Source organism: Saccharothrix sp. BKS2, assembly GCF_047689505.1.
In the GTDB taxonomy this organism is placed as follows: Bacteria; Actinomycetota; Actinomycetes; order Mycobacteriales; family Pseudonocardiaceae; genus Actinosynnema; species Actinosynnema lopnurensis.
On sequence record NZ_JAUQOL010000008.1, the window covers coordinates 145417 to 161333 of the forward strand.

Sequence of the window (15917 nt, forward strand, 5' to 3'; positions counted from 1 at the left end):
CCCATCACTCTAAGTGGTCTAGACCAGATACGTCAATACGGCGAAAAGGCTATATGTGGCCCAGACCACTACTCCGTGTTTCCGCTGCGTGTCAGGCGTGTACCAGCGGCGCTACGCCGAAACCCTCGGCGAACCGCTGGCACCAGATCACGACGCTGCGGACCGCGGACAGGTCCGTGCCGGCGGGCACCTCGTACACCTGGTTGCCCCGGTTCGCCTTCAACTTGCCCAGGCTGGTGAAGCCGGAGGCGAACGCGGCCTCCTCCGCCTCGGCGGGCTGCGCCGACAGGTAGACGTACAGGTCGGGGCCGTCCGTGGTGTCCAGGGCCTCGAACTGCACCGCGTGCCCGCCGCCCGGCAGCCGGACCAGGGAGGCGCTGCCGCTGGTGGCGTAGCCGATCGCCCGGAACGGGCCGGAGGCCACCACGACCGGGCCCGCCGGCGGCGGCGACGTGGTCGGAACCGCCCGGTCCGCGGCGCTGCTCGTGCTCGCGCTCGTGGTGCTCACCGGCACCAGGAGCGCCTCGTCGGCGGTCCGGTCCGTCCACAACCGCCACGGCTGGAACAGGGACAGACCCACCACCAGCGCCACCACCACGACGCCCGCCACACCGACCACCACTGCTCGCTTGGACATCCCACACCTTCCGAAGTCGTCTTCGGGGACAACCCTGGCGAAACGGACGGCGGCGCGGGGCCCGAACCGCCTTACGAAGTTCTGACGTGCGGCGGGCGGCGTTGTTAGGGTCGCCGCGTGGACGAACGGGCCGGGCTGGCGATCGTGTGCGCGCTGATGGTCGGCTGCGCCGCGTTCGGGCCGTTCCCGCACCCGGTGCCGCTGCTGTTCGCGATCTCGGCCGCCGCCGCGGCCAACGCCGCGTTCCCGCTGATGCGCACCTTCGGCGCGGCCCTGCTCGGCGGGGTGGCCGCGACGGGCATCGCGCTCGCGCCGATCGCCTACGTCACCTGCTCGACCGGGAAGTTCACCGACGTCTTCGCCTGCGCGGGTGACGCGCCGACCTGGCACATGACCGGGTCGGTGCTGGTGGCGGGCCTGTCCGGGGCGGGGTTGGTGCTGGCCCGCGTGCTGGGCACGGCGGCGCTGGAGCGGCGGTTGGCGGCGGTGCGACCCCGTGGGGAACCGGGGTGAACCCCGTCCACGACCCGGGAACCGGCACGTGGTCCGGACCACCCCGCACGCCGTGCGCTCGCCCCACCGCAGGACGCCCGATCGGGTGTATCAGCCTGGGCGCGCCGGCCGCCGATACTCCTGGTGAACGGGTGCGGTCGGCCGGCGGGGAACCGGGCGCCGGCACCGCCGGGCCGCTCGGCTCGTCGACCGCGGCGGCGCGGAAAGCCCGTGCTCAGCGGGGCGGACCGGCGGCGGGGCGCCCGGCGTGGAGCGGGTTCCGACCACGGGGCGGTACTGTTCAGCCGCTCACCTCGCGCGACAAGTGCGTTCTGTGAAGGAGGCTCGCTGTGCGGGTGCTGTGGGCGACGTGCGGCCTGGCCGTGGCGGCGTCGGCGCTGACGGGTGTCCTCATCGGGGTGTACATCGACGGGGTGAACGACCAGGAGCAGGCCGACATGCCGGTCTCCACGTGGATCACCGAGCGGCCCTCCACCTCGACCAGCGCGTCCGCGTCGTCGAGCGGGGCGGCCCTGGACGCGCTGTCCCCCACGCCGAGCTCCACGACCACCACCAGGCCCACCACGACGACGAAGGCGCCCGCCGCCACGCCGCCGCCCGAGCGCGAGCCGACCACCGAGGCGCCGCCGGCGACGACCACCACCACGCCGTCGGCCCGCAGCACCGCCTGGCCGTGCAGCCCCCTCAACCCGCTGCCGCCACCGCACTGCGACGACTGACCTACTCCCGGGTGAAGAACTCGGGGGTCCTGGACGTACGACTCACGCGGCCTGGACGTACGACTCACGCGCGAGTCGTACGTCCAGGCCCGGCGTGTCGTACGTTCGGGCCCGGTGAGTTCAGCGTTCGGGACGGGCGCCGGCTCAACGGAGCCGAAACGCCCGTGTCGCCGGGCGGCAACGTCGGCCGACCAGCCTGGGGGCATGGAGCCCACACCGAAGACCTGGCGGTTGCGCGTCGAGCTGGACGACAGCCCGGGAGCCCTGGCCCGGGTGACCGTCCGGCTGGCCGGGCGGGACTGCAACGTGCTGGCCCTGTCCGTGATCCCGGTGCCCGGCGGCGTGGTCGACGAGCTGGTCGTGCGCGCCGCCCCCGGCCTGCTGCCCGCCGACCTGGTGGCCGAGGTGCGCGCGGAGGGCGGTCGGTGCGCGGGCATCACCGCCGCGGACGTGCGCGACCTGGTCGACGCCCCGACGGCGGCGCTGCGCGCGGCCGGGCAGGCGGTGCGCGACCCCGCCACCGCGTGCGAGGCGCTGCGGGTGGTGCTGGCGGCCGACTCCGTGGTGGTCGTGCCCGGATCGGCGGACGACCCGGACGACCCGGACGAGCACCACGCGCGACTGGTCGCGGGGAACGGCGTGGTCGTGGTCGCCCGGCGCGGCTGGGCACCGTTCGCGCAGGTCGAGCTGGCGCGGGCGCGGGCGCTGCTGGACCTGCTGGCCACCGGCGGAGTCCCGGTCCCGCAGCCGGCCGCGCTGCTGACCGACGACGGGATGGCGCTGGTGCTGCGGCCCGGCCGGACGGGTGACGAGGACGCCGTGGCCGACCTGCACGCCCGGTGCTCGATGGGCACCCTGTTCAACCGGTACCACGCGGGGATGCGGACGGTACCCCGGCGGTGGCTGCACCGGCTGCTCAGCCCGCCCCGGGGCACGACCACCGTGGCGCAGTGCGCCGATCGGGTGGTGGCGCTGGGCCAGCTCCTCCCGATGTCCACTCCGGACAGCGCCGAGGTGTCGCTGCTGGTGGAGGACGCCTGGCAGGGCCGGGGCGTGGGCACCGCCCTGCTCGGCGCGCTGGCCCGCGCGGCGCGGGCGGCCGGGCACCGGGAGCTGGTCGGCTGGTGCCTGCCCGCGGAGAGCGGGTTGACGCGCACGGCGACGCGCGCCGGCCTGGCCCACTCGTCCCGGCGGGAGGACGGGCTGCTGCGGGTGTCGATCTCCACGGGCCACGCCGACATCACCGGTCCGGTGCAGTCGGAGAGCGCTTCCCGGCAGGTCGCCTCGGGCTAAGCTGGGGCCGGTAAGGCGATCGTCCGAGGAGTGGTGCCCGTGTCCGTCCAGTCGCACTCAGGCACCCGACCCACGCTGGAGGACGTGGCCGCCAGGGCGGGTGTCTCCCGGGCGACGGCGTCCCGGGTGCTCAACGCCTCCCCCAGGGTCAGCCCGGAGGCGCACGAGGCGGTCACGGCGGCCGTGGTGGCGCTCGGCTACCAGCCCAACCACGCGGCGCGGGCGCTGGTGACGCGGCGCAGCGGCGCGGTCGCCGTGGTGTTCTCCGAGCCCGAGCCGAAGATCTTCGACGACCCGCACTTCGCCTGGCTGATCCGGTCCGCGGCGCGGGCGCTGGCCGACGCCGACGTGCAGATGGTGCTCATGCTGGTGCACTCGCCGCAGGACCAGGCGCGGGCCGAGCGGTTCCTGGCGGGCGGCCACGTGGACGGCGCGCTGATGTTCGCGCCGCACAAGGGCGACCAGGTGCTGACCACCGCCCGGAAGCTGCCGCTGCCGGTCGTGTACGCGGGCCGGCCGTGGGGCTCGCTGCGCGGGATGCACCTGGTGGACCACGACAACCAGGGCGGTGGGCTGCTGGCCACCGAGCACCTCCTCGCGATGGGCCGCACGAGGGTCGTCTCGGTGACCGGGCCGCTGGACGAGCACTCCGCGCGGGACCGGCTGGCCGGGTGGCAGCGGGCGGTGGGGGCCGACGAGGAGAAGACCGCGCTGATGACCGAGGACGGCGGCTTCTCCCGCGAGGGCGGCAAGCGGGCGATGGAGGCGCTGCTGGCGCGCGTGCCCGACCTCGACGCGGCGTTCATCGCCTCGGACCACATGGCGGCGGGCGCGCTGGACGCGCTGCGCGAGGCGGGCAGGCGGGTGCCGGAGGACGTCGCGGTCGTGGGCTTCGACGACCACCCGATGATCGCGCCCCACACCGCGCCGCCGCTGACCAGCGTGCGGCAGGACACCACCGCGCAGGTGCGCCACATGGTGTCGCACCTGTTGAGGCTGCTGCGGGACGAGCCGGTCAAGGCGAGGCGGGAGGTCCTGCCGACGTCGCTGGTCAAGCGCGAGTCCGCGCCGTAGGGCGGCGCGGTCGGCCCCAGGTGGCCGGTGCTGTCCGCTGCGGTCCGGTGCGGTCGGACACCCCGGGTGGTCCGGGCTGCCCGGCGCGGTCGAGCACACCGGGCAGCCCAGGCCGATCAGCCCAGGTCGTAGCCCCGCGCCGGGACGGCGTTCGCGCCGATCACCCGCGCCAGCACCCGGCCGCTCCGCTTCACGGTCCGCTCCTGCGTCGCGTAGTCCACGTGCACCACGCCGAACCGCTGGCTGTACCCCGCCGCCCACTCGAAGTTGTCCAGCAGCGACCACGCGAAGTACCCGCGCACGTCCACCCCGGCCTCGATCGCCGCGTGCACCGCCCGCAGGTGGTCGACCAGGTACCGGGTCCGCCGCTCGTCCACCACCTCGCCGTCCACCAGCTCGTCGGGGAACGCCGACCCGTTCTCGGTGATCACCAGCGGCACGGCCACGTCCCGCCCGAGCCGCCGCAGCAGCGAGGTGAACGCCGAGGCCCGCACCTCCCAGCCGAACCCGGTGACCTCGCCCTCCGGCGGCAGGAACTCCACCCCGCGCAGACCCGGGAACGGCCCCTCCGCCACCACCGACGGGTCCTCGGCCCGAGCCACCCGGGTCGGGCTGTAGTAGTTCACGCCCATCCAGTCGACCGGGGCGGCGATCGCGTCCAGGTCACCGGGCCGCACCACCGACGCCCAGTCCCCCAGCCACGCCGTGTCGGCCAGCACGTCCTCCGGGTACCCCCGCCCGGCCAGCGGGTCGAGGAACAGCCGGTTCTGGAGGCCGTCGACCTTGCGGGCCGCCTCCTCGTCCTCCGCGATCACCGCGCAGAAGTTCAGCACCACCGAGAACCGGTGCTCCGCGGACGCCTGCTCGCGCATCGCCCGCAGCGCCAGGCCGTGCCCCAGCAGCAGGTGGTGCGCGGCCTCCAGCGAGCCCTTCGGGTCGACCACGCCGGGTGCGTGGATGCCGGTGGCGTAGCCGAGGAACGCCGAGCACCACGGCTCGTTCAGCGTGGTCCACTCCCGCACGCGGTCGCCCAGGTGCGCGTGCGCCACCTGCGCGTACTCGGCGAACCGGTAGGCCGTGTCGCGGTCGCGCCACCCGCCCCGGTCCTCCAGCGCCTGCGGCAGGTCCCAGTGGTAGAGCGTCACCACGGGCTGGATGCCGCGCCCCAGCAGCTCGTCCACCAGCCGGTCGTAGAACGCGAGCCCGCGCGGCTCCACCGGGCCGGAACCCAGCGGCTGGATGCGCGGCCACGCCAGCGAGAACCGGTACGAGCCCAGGCCCAGCGACGCCATCAGCTCCACGTCGGAGGCGTAGCGGTGGTAGTGGTCGCACGCCGGGTCGCCCGTGTCGCCGCCCAGCACCGCGCCCGGTCGCGCCGCGAACGTGTCCCAGATGGACGGTCCCCGGCCGTCCTCGGTGGTCGCGCCCTCGATCTGGAACGCCGCCGTCGCCGCGCCCCAGGTGAAGCCGGGCGGGAAGCGCAGCAGGTCGACGTCGAGCGCCGGGTCCGTTGTGGTCACCGGAAAGTTCACCGAGAAGTTCACCCCTTCACCGCGCCCTGCATGAGCCCGCCGACGATCTGGCGGGCCAGCAGGACGAAGATCGCCACGACCGGCAGCACCGCGAGCGACGCGCCGGACAGCATCAGCGAGTAGTCCGTGTAGTAGCCGCTGGCCAGCGTAGAGAGCGCCACCTGCACGGTGGGGCTGTCGTTCGGGTCCAGCACGATCAGCGGCCAGAAGAAGTCGTTCCACGCCGTCATGAACGTGAACATGCCCATCACCGCCGCCTGCGGCCGCACCGCCGGGAACGCCACGTGCCAGAACGTCCGCAGCACGTTGCAGCCGTCCACCCGCGCCGCCTCGACCAGCTCGTACGGCACGGACTCCTCGCACGCCTGCCGCATCCAGAACACCGAGAACGCGCCGATCAGGGCGGGCACGATGACCGCCTGGAGGGTGCCGTACCAGTCGAGGTCGGACATCAGCATGTACAGCGGGATCACGCCGAGCTGCGTGGGCACCATCGAGGTGCCGACCACGACCAGGAACAGCGAGTTGCGGCCCCGGAACCGCAGCCGCGCGAACGCGAACCCGGCCAGCGTGCCCAGCACGACGTTGCTGATCGCCACCGTGCCCGCGACCACCAGCGAGTTCTGCATGGCCAGCCAGAAGTCGACGGTGTCGAAGACCCGGGTCAGGTTCTCCAGCAGGTTCCCGCCCGGCACCAGCGACGGCACCACGTCGCCCAGCGCCGAGTTGTCCTTGCTGGCGATCAGGAACGAGTAGTACAGCGGGAACACCGACGCGAGCAGCACCACGACCAGCAGCCCGTAGGCGAGCGGGCCGGCGTGCGCGACGGAGAACCGCGACGCCCCCCGGCGCGCCCGGCGGGGCGCCTCGCCCGACGCCCCGCGCGGGGTTTCGCGAGACGCCTCGCGGGACTCCACGACCGCCATCCGCCTCACCCCTTCGACGCGATGCGCCGCGTCACCGCGAAGTTGACCAGTGCCACCACGAGCACCAGCAGGAACAGCACCCAGGCGATGGCCGACGAGTAGCCCGCGTCGAACAGCCGGAAGCCCTTCTCGTACAGGTACATCACCAGGGTCTGGAACTGCCGGTCGTCACCGCCGGTGCCGGTGGCCGTGCCGCCCGGGTCGAACAGCTGCGGCTCGACGAACAGCTGCATACCGCCGATGGTGGACACGATGACGGTGAACAGGATGGTCGGCCGGATGCTGGGCACCGTGATCGACCAGAACACCCGCCACCGGGACGCGCCGTCGAGCATGGCCGACTCGTACATGTCCTTGGGCACCGACTGCATGGCCGCCAGGTAGATCAGCGCGTTGTAGCCGGTCCACCGCCACATGACCATGGAGCTGATGGCCAGGTGCGAGGCCCACGTCTCGGCGCGCCAGTCCACCGGGTCGATCCCCACCAGGCCGAGCAGGTGGTTGACGATGCCGAAGTCTCGGCCGAACAGCTGCGCGAACACCAGCGCGACCGCCGCGACCGAGATGACGTTGGGCAGCAGCACCCCCGCGCGCCAGAACGCCCGGCCGCGCAGCCCGCGGTCGAGCACGGCGGCCAGGCCGAGCGCGGCGAACAGCTGCGGGACGGTGGCGAGCAGGAACAGGCTGACGGTGTTGCCCAGCGCGTTCCAGAAGTTCCCGTCGGACAGCAGCTCGGTGTAGTTGGCCAGGCCGGTGAAGCCCTGGTTGCCGTCGATGAGCTGCCAGTCGTGCAGCGAGACCCACGCGGTGTAGAGCAGCGGGTAGAGCCCGAAGACGCCGAACACCACGAAGAAGGGCGCGACGACCAGGTACGGCGTGTACCTGGTGTCCCACCGGCCAAGCCGGTCGCGCCACGACCCGCGCCCGGCGGGGGGCGGGACGGGGGCGCTGCCCCGTCCCGCCCCCGTCCGCTCCGGTGCGACCGTCACTTCGTCGCTTCCCGGGCTTCCCGGACCGCCTGCTCGAACGCCTCGGCGGTGGACTGCTTGCCGCTCTCCACGCGGGACAGGGCGTTGTTGAACACCGGGGTGACGACCGAGTCCTTGGTGCCGCGGTAGGTCGGCTCCAGGCTCTCCGCGGAGTTGCCGAAGATCTCGCCGACGGGCGCGGAGTTGAAGTACTCGTTCTTGGTCGCGGTGACCTCGGGGTCCTGGTAGGCGGCGGGCTCGCTGGGCAGGTTGCCGGTCTCCTTGAAGATCCGCTTCTGCTGCTCGGGCGCGGTCAGCCACTTGGCCAGCTCGTAGGACTCCTTCTGGTGCTTGCCCTGCTTGGGCACGGCCAGGAAGGAGCCGCCCCAGTTGCCGCCACCGCCGGGCGCGGCGGCCACGTCCCACTTGCCCGCGGCCTCGTCGCCCGCGCCCGCCTTGATCAGCGCGAGGGCCCACGCGGGGCAGGTGGTGGTGGCGAAGGACGCCTGCTTGAGGGCGACGTTCCAGTCCTGGCTGAACGAGGCCAGCGCGCCGGTCTGCTTCTTCTCGCCCAGCGTGGCCGCCAGCCGGAAGGCGTCCTCGACCTTCTGGTTCGAGTCACCGATGAACGAGTCGTCGGCCTTGGCGAAGTAGCCCTCCTCGGTCTGGTCGAGGATCGCCTTGTAGACGTTCTGGGCGGTGTCGACGAACTTCTTGTCCGGCGTGGCGGCGGTGAAGGTGTCGGCGACCTGGAGGTAGTCCTGCCAGGTCGGCCACAGCTTGCCGACCTCCTCGCGCTCGGTGGGCAGGCCGGCGGCCTGGAACAGGTCGCGGCGGTAGCACAGGGCGAGGCTGCCCATGTCGGTGCCGAGGCCCAGCACGAAGTTCCCGCCGTCGGCGGTGCCCTGGTTCCACTTCCACGGGGCCCACTGGCCCTCCAGCTCCTTGGCGCCGTGGTCCGCCAGGTTGACGAACTTGTCCTTGGACTGGCGGAACTGGGCGATGGCGCCCTCCTCGATGGCCACGATGTCGGCCGCGCCGCGACCACCGGCGAGCTGGGTGGCCAGCTGCGTGTGGTGCTGCTCCATCTTGACCGTGCGCTGCTCGATCTCGATGTTCGGGTGCGCCTGCTGGTACTCCTTGATCAGGTTGGCGTACCCGAAGTCGGAGAACACCCCGATCGACAGCTTGATCCTGCCGTCGTCGCCGGCGCCACCTCCCCCGCCACCGCACGCGGCCACCAGGGTGGCGGCCATGGTGACGGCCACCGCCGCCGTCGTCCGACCGACCGGGATCCTGCTCATCCGTCCTCCTCGACGCGTTCGCCGGCTCTCGCCCCGACGACATGAGAGCGCTCTCATGAGAGCGCTCTCACACTTGGGCGAGCGGGCCGGGATGTCAACGGGGACCGGGACTACGACATCGTTCCGTAACTTTCTGAAGCGCTTCCGTGTGCCACGCGTGACCCGGTTGTCACAGCAGGTGATCACAGAAAGGCGGGGTGGCCCGGCCCTCGCTCGGGCCACCCCGCACCTGGTTAGAGGGCCCCGGGGGCCCGGTGGGACGCGCGGGCCAGAAGTTTTCCCCGCTCCCCCGGCTCCCCCGCTCCCGTTCCCCCGCTCCCGCGCGGTGGCCCGCCCCTCCCCCGACGAGGAGGCGGGCCACCGCGGGTCACGCCTCGGCGATCCCCGCGATCACCGAGGTCCGCGCGGCGCGCCGGGCGGGCAGCGCGGCGGCCAGCACCGCCGCCACCACGGCGGCCAGGAGCATCACGCCCAGCTGGCCGAACGGGACGACCAGGTCGATCGAGACGTCGTCCGAGGACACCGACCGGTTGATCACCCAGCCGAAGCCGACGCCCAGCGCCAGACCGATCACCGCGCCCATCAGGGCCATCAGGATCGACTCGACGACCAGCATCAGCCGCAACTGCCCCTTGGTGAGGCCGAGCGCCCGCAGCAGGGCCGACTCGCGGGTGCGTTCGAGCACCGACAGCGTGAGCGTGTTGGCGATGCCGAACAGGGCGATCACCACGGCCAGGCCGATCAGCGCCCAGATGAACGCCAGCACCTGGTCGAGCTGTTCGCTCAGCTGCTCCTTGGTCTCCGCCGCGCTGTCCAGCACCGCCAGCGGCGAGGCGTCGGTGATGGCCTCGATCGCCGCGCGGCCGTCGCTCGCGCCGTCCCGGAGCTTGATCATGATGCTCTCGTAGCCCTCGGCGGTCCTCTCGAACCGCCGCGAGGTCTCCAGCGTCATCACGCCGTCGGCCAGGCGGTTGCCGGTGGCCACGGCGACCACCCGCAGCGACTGCTCGCCGCCGCCCATGCCCTCGACCACGAGCGTCGAGCCGACCGCCAGCCCCTGCTCCTCCGCGTACTCCTGGCGCAGCGCGACCGTGCCGTCCACGAGGTCGTCCAGCGAACCGCTGACCACCACGGGCCGGAACAGGCTGCCCAGCGCCTCGCGGCCGATGCCGGTGAAGTAGGCCCGGTCCGCGTAGACGGTGGTGGTCGGCGCGACCTCCGCGACCTGCGGCACGGCCGCCAGTTGGTCGGCCAGCTCCTCGGGCAGCGGGCGGTCCCAGACCGAGGAGGTCACCGTGTAGTCGGCGGGCATCCGCTCGTCGACCTGGGCGTTCGCCGTCTCCCGGGCGCTGTTGGCGACCACGGTCACCAGGGACACGATGGTCACGCCGATCATCAGCGCGGCCGTGGTCGCGGCGGTGCGCTTGGGGTTGCGGCCGGCGTTGGCCGAGGCCAGCTTGGCGGGCACGCCGAGCAGCGCCCGGGGCAGCGCGCCCAGCACCCGGTTGACCGGGCCGACCAGCAGCGGACCGAGCACCAGGACCGCGCCGAGCAGCGCCATCGTGCCCGCGCCGCTGATGTAGGCCGCGACCTCGTCGCCGTTCAGGCTCAGGCCGTAGGCGATCGCGCCGACGCCGACCGCGGTGAGCAGCACGGCGGTCAGCACGCGCAGCACGCCGGTGCGGGCGACCTCCTCGCCGCTGTCTAGCTGGCTGCGCAGCGCGGCCACCGGCGCGACCCGGGTCGCGCGGCGGGCGGGCAGCACGGCGGCCAGCACGGTCACCACGGTGCCGACCGCGAACGCGGCGAGCACGGTCGTGCCCGCCACCGGCAGGAGCACCTCGCCCGAGCCGCCGTTGAACGAGTTGATCACCTTCTGGAGCAGGGCCGACACGCCCAGCCCGCCGAGCAGGCCGATCACCGACGCCACCAGGCCCATGACCACGGCCTCGGCCAGCACGCCGCGGAACACCTGGCCGCGGCTCGCGCCGACGCAGCGCATCAGCGCCAGCTCGCGGGTGCGCTGGGCGATCAGGATGGTGAAGGTGTTGTAGATGACCATGGACGCGACGACCAGGGCGATCAGCGCGAACGCCAGCAGCACCGTGGTGAACTCCCCGGCCTGCGAGCTGATCTGCGCCAGTTGCGCCCGGGTCATCTCCTCACCGGTCCGGAAGCTGAGCCCGTCCTCGCCGACGGCGGCCCGGACGTCGTCCACCAGCTGCTGCTGCGAGACGCCGGGCGCGGCCGCGACCACCACCTCGTACGGCAGCTCGTCGCGGCTGAACCCGGTGAAGGCGGTGGGCGTGAGGACCAGGTGGTCCCCGCCCATCATGGCGATCTCGGAGCCGCCCTGGGTGTAGGTGCCGACCAGGGTGTACGAGCGCCGCGACTCGTCCTCGCCCAGCAGCTCCACGGACTGGCCGAGGGTGAGCTTGGCGGACTCGGCGGTGCGCGCGTCGACCGCGATCTCGTCGTCGGCGTCCGGGTAGCGGCCCTGGTCGAGGTCGTACTCGCGCAGCTCGGGCGTGGTGGCCAGCGGGGTGGCGTACGCCTGCCTGGCCTTGCCGTTCGCGGCGATCAGCGGCACCGGGGCGCTGTTGCGCGGGTCGGCGCCCGCCACGCCCGGCGCCCGGCGGATGGCGTCCAGCTGCTGGGGCGTGATGCCCCTGGCGTCGGTGGTGCCGGACAGGGTGACCGCGGCGTCGACGTTGCGGGCGCTGCGGGCGAACTCGTCGCGCAGGCTCGCGTTCATCGCGTCGCCGAGCACCAGGGTGCCGGTGACGAACGCGACGCCGAGCGCGATGGCGATCGAGGACAGGACGAGCCGCGCGGTGCGGGCCCGGAGACCCGCGATGATCGTGCGCAGCATCGGGTCACGCCCCCAGGTGCTTGAGCGCGGACAGCACGGAGTCGGCGGTCGGGTCCTGGATCTCGCCGGCCAGCCGACCGTCGGCGAGCAGGACCACGCGGTCGGCGTAGGACGCGGCGACCGGGTCGTGCGTCACCATGATCACCGTCTGGTTGAGCTTGCGCACGGACATGCGCAGGAAGTCGAGGACCTCCGCGCCGGAGCGCGAGTCCAGGTTGCCGGTCGGCTCGTCGGCGAAGACCACGTCGGGGCGGGCGACCAGGGCGCGGGCGCAGGCCACGCGCTGCTGCTGGCCGCCGGACAGCTCGCTGGGCTTGTGCTTGAGGCGGTCGCGCAGGCCGAGGACGTCCACGATCGTGTCGAACCACTCGCGGTCGGGCTTGCGGCCGGCCAGCTCCAGGCCGAGCAGGACGTTCTGCTCCGCGGAGAGGGTGGGCAGCAGGTTGAACGCCTGGAAGACGAAGCCCACGCGGTCGCGGCGCAGCCTGGTCAGCTCCTTGTCGCCCAGCGAGGTGATCTCCGTGCCGCCGATGTGCACGGCGCCCTCGTCGACGTTGTCGAGCCCGGCCAGGCAGTGCATCAGGGTGGACTTGCCGGACCCGGACGGGCCCATGATGGCGGTGAACCGACCCGCCTGGAAGGCCACGCTGACGCCGTCCAGCGCCCGCACCGCCGTGTCGCCCTTGCCGTACACCTTCACCAGGTTCGCGGCCGCGGCGGCGGTGCCGGTCCCGATGTCGGACACCAGTGCGGACATGCTCCCTCATTCCCTAGACCAACCCAACGGGAACGAAGCTAAATCCACCCCTCCTACCCAGTCGTCACCCCGCCGCCCACATCCCCCTCCCCCCGGGGTCTGACCCACCGTCCCCCTCCAGTCTGACCCGCGAGTCGTACGTCCAGGCCCCGCGTGTCGTACGTCCAGAACGCGCGAGTCGTACGTCCAGGTCGACCGTGTCGTACGTTCAGGACCCCCGAGTTCAACATTCGCGCGCCCGACAGCCCCGCCCGAACCGACGCGAACGTGTAATTCGGGGGTCCTGGACGTACGACTCGCGAGGTCTGGACGTACGACTCGCGGGTTAGTCGGGGAGGGGGAGGAGGCCGCGGTCCAGGGCGTTGGCCACGGCTTCGGCTCGGCGCGAGGCGCCCAGCTTGGCCATGACGCGGCTGACGTGGACGCTGACGGTTTTCTCCGAGATGCGGAGTTCCTCGCCCACCTGGCGGTTGGTGCGGCCCAGGGCCACCAGTTCCAGGACGGCCCGTTCGCGCGGGGTGAAGGGGTCCACGCGGTCGCGCGGGACGTCCTCGCGCAGGGACACCCGGGCCCGTCGCGCCACGAGGTCCAGCGCGGCGCGCAGCGGGGCGGCGGCCAGGCGGTCGGCCACCGAGGCCGCCGCCCGCAGCTCACCCACCGCCTCGTCCCGCCGGTCCGCGCCCAGCAGCGCCTCCACCAGCCGCCACCGGCACACGGCCTGCTCGAACACCGCCCCGAAGCCGAAGCCCTCGACCGCGTCCCGCCACAGCTCCGGCGAACCCGGCCCGGTCAGCCGCGACCCCTCGGCCACCGCCCGCGCCAGCCACGCCCGCCCCTCCGGCCCCAGCACCCCCGTTCGCGGCACCCCCCGCTCCGCCGTCGCCCGCGCGTGCGCCAGCAGCTCCCGCCCGGCCGCCACCGCCGCCGCCTCGGCCCCCCGCTCCCGCTGCCGGCGCGCCCGCCCGGCCAGGTCGGCGTACCCGGCGATGCCCAGCGCCGCCGGCCGAATCCCCGCCAGGAACCACCCGTCCTCCCGCCGCGACCGCTCCACGGCCACCGCGACCCGCTCCACGGCCACCTCCGGCTGCCCGCGCCACAGCGCCAGCTCGGCCCCGGCGCCCCCGGCGACCAGTGCGATCAGGGGGTCGCGGTGCCGGTCCGGGCGCAGCTGCCCGATCACCCGCTCCGCCTGCTCGAACTCGCCCCGGCCGACCGCCACGTGCGTGCCCGCCGCCGCGAGCCGCGCGAACACCGTGCCCGACACCCGCGGACCCGGCGGCCCGGCCGCGTCCGCCGCCCCGTCCCACTCGCCGGCGCAGTACCTGGTCAGCACCTGGAGGATGCGCAGCTCCAGGCCGAACGTGCTCCACGTCAGCCCGGTCTCCCGGGCCCGCGCCACGCCCTCGTCGAACGCCCGCGCGGCCTCGGTCAGCTCACCCAGGTCGTAGTGGTGCAGCCCGAGGGAGTACCGGGCGCGCAGCTCGGCGCCCACCGCCCCCGCCCCCGTCGCGCGAGCCACCGCCGAGGTCAGGTGCCCCAGCGCCCGGGGCACCTCGCCCGCGGGCTCGGGCAGCAGCCCCAGCGTGGTCAGCGCGTCCGCCACGGCCGCCTCCGCCCCCGAAGCCCGCCCGTCCGCCACGGCCAGCCCGGCCCGCTCCCGCGCCTCGGCGTACCGGCGGCGGTGCCGCAGCTGGTCCGCCCACGCGGCCAGCACCTCCGCGCGGGCGGGTGACGCCGGCCGGTCCCGGACCAGCCGCCACGCCTCCTCCACCGCCCGGTAGCCCTCCTCCTCGTGCCCCTCCAGCACCGCGCACGCCTGCGCGTGGCGCCGCCACACCTCAGCCGCGCCCTCCGGGTCCGACCCGTCCACGATCCGCGTGCCGGTGCGCGCGAACGCGATGGCCCGCTCCGGCTGCCCGGCCGTGCCCGCGGCCCACGACGCCCGCCGCACCAGCGCCAACTCCGTCACGCCCCGCGGCCGCGCCTCGCCCGGCACCGCCGCCCACAGCGCCAGCGCCTGCTCCAGGTGCCGCAGCGCCTCGGCGGGCGCACCGGCCGCCCGCGCCTCCCGCGCCGCCGCCACCGAGGCCCGCAGCGCCCGCGGCAGGTCGTGCGACTCCAGGCTGTGGTGGGCCAGCGCCGCCGCCGCGCCGCGCCCGTCGGCGGACGACAGCCGGTCGGCGTAGGCGGCGTGCAGCCGCACCCGCTCGCCGGGCAGCAGGTCGCCGTGCACGGCCTCGCGCAGCAGCGCGTGCCGGAACGCGTGGACCTCACCCCGCTCGACCAGCAGCACGTGGTGCCGCACCGCCTCGCGCAGCGCGCCGTCCAGCACCGCGTCGTCCATCCCGGCCACGTCGCGCAGCAGGTCGTGGCGCACCGACCGCCCGCCGACCGACGCGACCCGCACCACGTGCCGCGCGTCCGCGCCGAGCCGCTCGACCCGGCCCAGCAGCACCTCGGTCAGCGTCCGGGGCACCCGCCGGTCACCGCTCGCGGCGGCCGCGACCAGCTCCTCGGCGAAGAACGGGTTGCCGTCCGAGCGCTCAGCCGCCTCCAGCACCACGTCGTCGGGCAGGTTGTCGGACAGCGCCGTGACGAGCGACCGCGCGTCGATCGCGCTCAGCGGGGTCAGGTCGAGCCGCCGCACGGCGGGCAGCCGGACCAGCTCGGCGAGCTGGGGCCGCAGCGGGTGGCCGCGGTGCAGGTCGTCGGAGCGGTAGGTGGCGACCACCAGCAGCCGCTGCGCGCGCAGCCGGGACAGCAGGAACCGGAGCAGGTGGCGGGTGGAGGCGTCGGCCCGGTGCAGGTCCTCCAGGACCAGCAGCACCGGCTGCCGGCCGGCCAACTCACCGAGCAGCCCGTGCACCGCGTCGAACAGCCGGAGCCGGCCCACGTCCTGCTCCGGGCGGTGGCCGACCAGCACCGACGGCGACCCGGAGACGACGCGGCCGCCGTCGGGCCCGACCGGCAGGGCCAGGTCGGGCAGCAGCGGCCCGAGGGCGGGCCGGGCCTCCACGTCGAGCAGGCCGGCGTCCCGCAGCTGCCCCAGCGCCTCGGTGAACGCCACGTAGGGCAGGCCGGTCTCGCCGACGTCCAGGCACCGGCCGGTCAGCACGAGCGCCTCGCCCGCCGTCGCGGCCAGCTCGGCGACCAGCCGGGTCTTGCCCACGCCCGCGTCGCCCGCGACCAGCACCGCGCCGGCCTCGCCGCGGGCGGCCTCGCCGAGGGCGACGCGGAGCCTGGTCAGCTCCCGGTTGCGCGCCACCAGGGGAATTCCGGAACCGAGGCGTGCCACACCAGGCATGTTGTCACACCTCGGACC

Annotated in this window: 12 protein-coding genes; 4 read left to right on the top strand and 8 right to left on the bottom strand. The window is 74.1% G+C overall.

From position 1 onward, the window contains the following. Window positions 1-91: 91 nt before the first annotated feature. Entirely contained in the window at window positions 92-637 is a 546-nt protein-coding gene (locus Q5530_RS18590) for a DM13 domain-containing protein (RefSeq protein WP_415363845.1), read from the bottom strand. Window positions 638-754: 117 nt separating this feature from the next. On the opposite strand from Q5530_RS18590, the gene Q5530_RS18595 reads away from it, so the two are divergent. The 4 genes from Q5530_RS18595 (at window position 755) to Q5530_RS18610 (ending at window position 4236) form a co-directional block, all read left to right on the top strand. After that, entirely contained in the window at window positions 755-1150 is a 396-nt protein-coding gene (locus Q5530_RS18595; RefSeq protein ID WP_415363847.1) for a hypothetical protein, read from the top strand. A 329-nt stretch (window positions 1151-1479) separates the two neighbouring features. Continuing rightward, complete coding sequence (locus tag Q5530_RS18600) at window positions 1480-1869, top strand: hypothetical protein (RefSeq protein WP_415363849.1); 390 nt, start codon at window positions 1480-1482, stop codon at window positions 1867-1869. A 204-nt stretch (window positions 1870-2073) separates the two neighbouring features. Then, window positions 2074-3162 (top strand): GNAT family N-acetyltransferase, encoded by a 1089-nt coding sequence (locus Q5530_RS18605; protein WP_415363851.1) that lies wholly within the window; start codon window positions 2074-2076, stop codon window positions 3160-3162. A 39-nt stretch (window positions 3163-3201) separates the two neighbouring features. Beyond that, entirely contained in the window at window positions 3202-4236 is a 1035-nt protein-coding gene (locus tag Q5530_RS18610) for a LacI family DNA-binding transcriptional regulator (protein WP_380633966.1), read from the top strand. A 116-nt stretch (window positions 4237-4352) separates the two neighbouring features. On the opposite strand, the gene Q5530_RS18615 is transcribed toward Q5530_RS18610, so the two are convergent. From Q5530_RS18615 to Q5530_RS18645, 7 genes are all read right to left on the bottom strand, one after another. Continuing rightward, window positions 4353-5756, bottom strand: coding sequence for a GH1 family beta-glucosidase (locus Q5530_RS18615; RefSeq protein ID WP_380633965.1), 1404 nt, complete (start codon window positions 5754-5756; stop codon window positions 4353-4355). A 20-nt stretch (window positions 5757-5776) separates the two neighbouring features. Then, a complete protein-coding gene (locus Q5530_RS18620; protein ID WP_415363853.1) occupies window positions 5777-6694 on the bottom strand; it encodes a carbohydrate ABC transporter permease in 918 nt (305 codons plus the stop codon). A 5-nt stretch (window positions 6695-6699) separates the two neighbouring features. Beyond that, window positions 6700-7563: a carbohydrate ABC transporter permease gene (locus Q5530_RS18625; RefSeq protein WP_415364186.1), complete on the bottom strand. Its 864-nt coding sequence runs from the start codon at window positions 7561-7563 to the stop codon at window positions 6700-6702. A gap of 116 nt (window positions 7564-7679) precedes the next feature. After that, window positions 7680-8966: an extracellular solute-binding protein gene (locus Q5530_RS18630; protein WP_415363855.1), complete on the bottom strand. Its 1287-nt coding sequence runs from the start codon at window positions 8964-8966 to the stop codon at window positions 7680-7682. A 367-nt stretch (window positions 8967-9333) separates the two neighbouring features. Next, window positions 9334-11838, bottom strand: coding sequence for an ABC transporter permease (locus tag Q5530_RS18635; protein ID WP_415363856.1), 2505 nt, complete (start codon window positions 11836-11838; stop codon window positions 9334-9336). A gap of 4 nt (window positions 11839-11842) precedes the next feature. Continuing rightward, window positions 11843-12595 (bottom strand): ABC transporter ATP-binding protein, encoded by a 753-nt coding sequence (locus Q5530_RS18640; RefSeq protein WP_415363857.1) that lies wholly within the window; start codon window positions 12593-12595, stop codon window positions 11843-11845. Window positions 12596-12920: 325 nt separating this feature from the next. Continuing rightward, complete coding sequence (locus Q5530_RS18645) at window positions 12921-15899, bottom strand: helix-turn-helix transcriptional regulator (protein WP_415363859.1); 2979 nt, start codon at window positions 15897-15899, stop codon at window positions 12921-12923. Window positions 15900-15917: the final 18 nt, after the last annotated feature.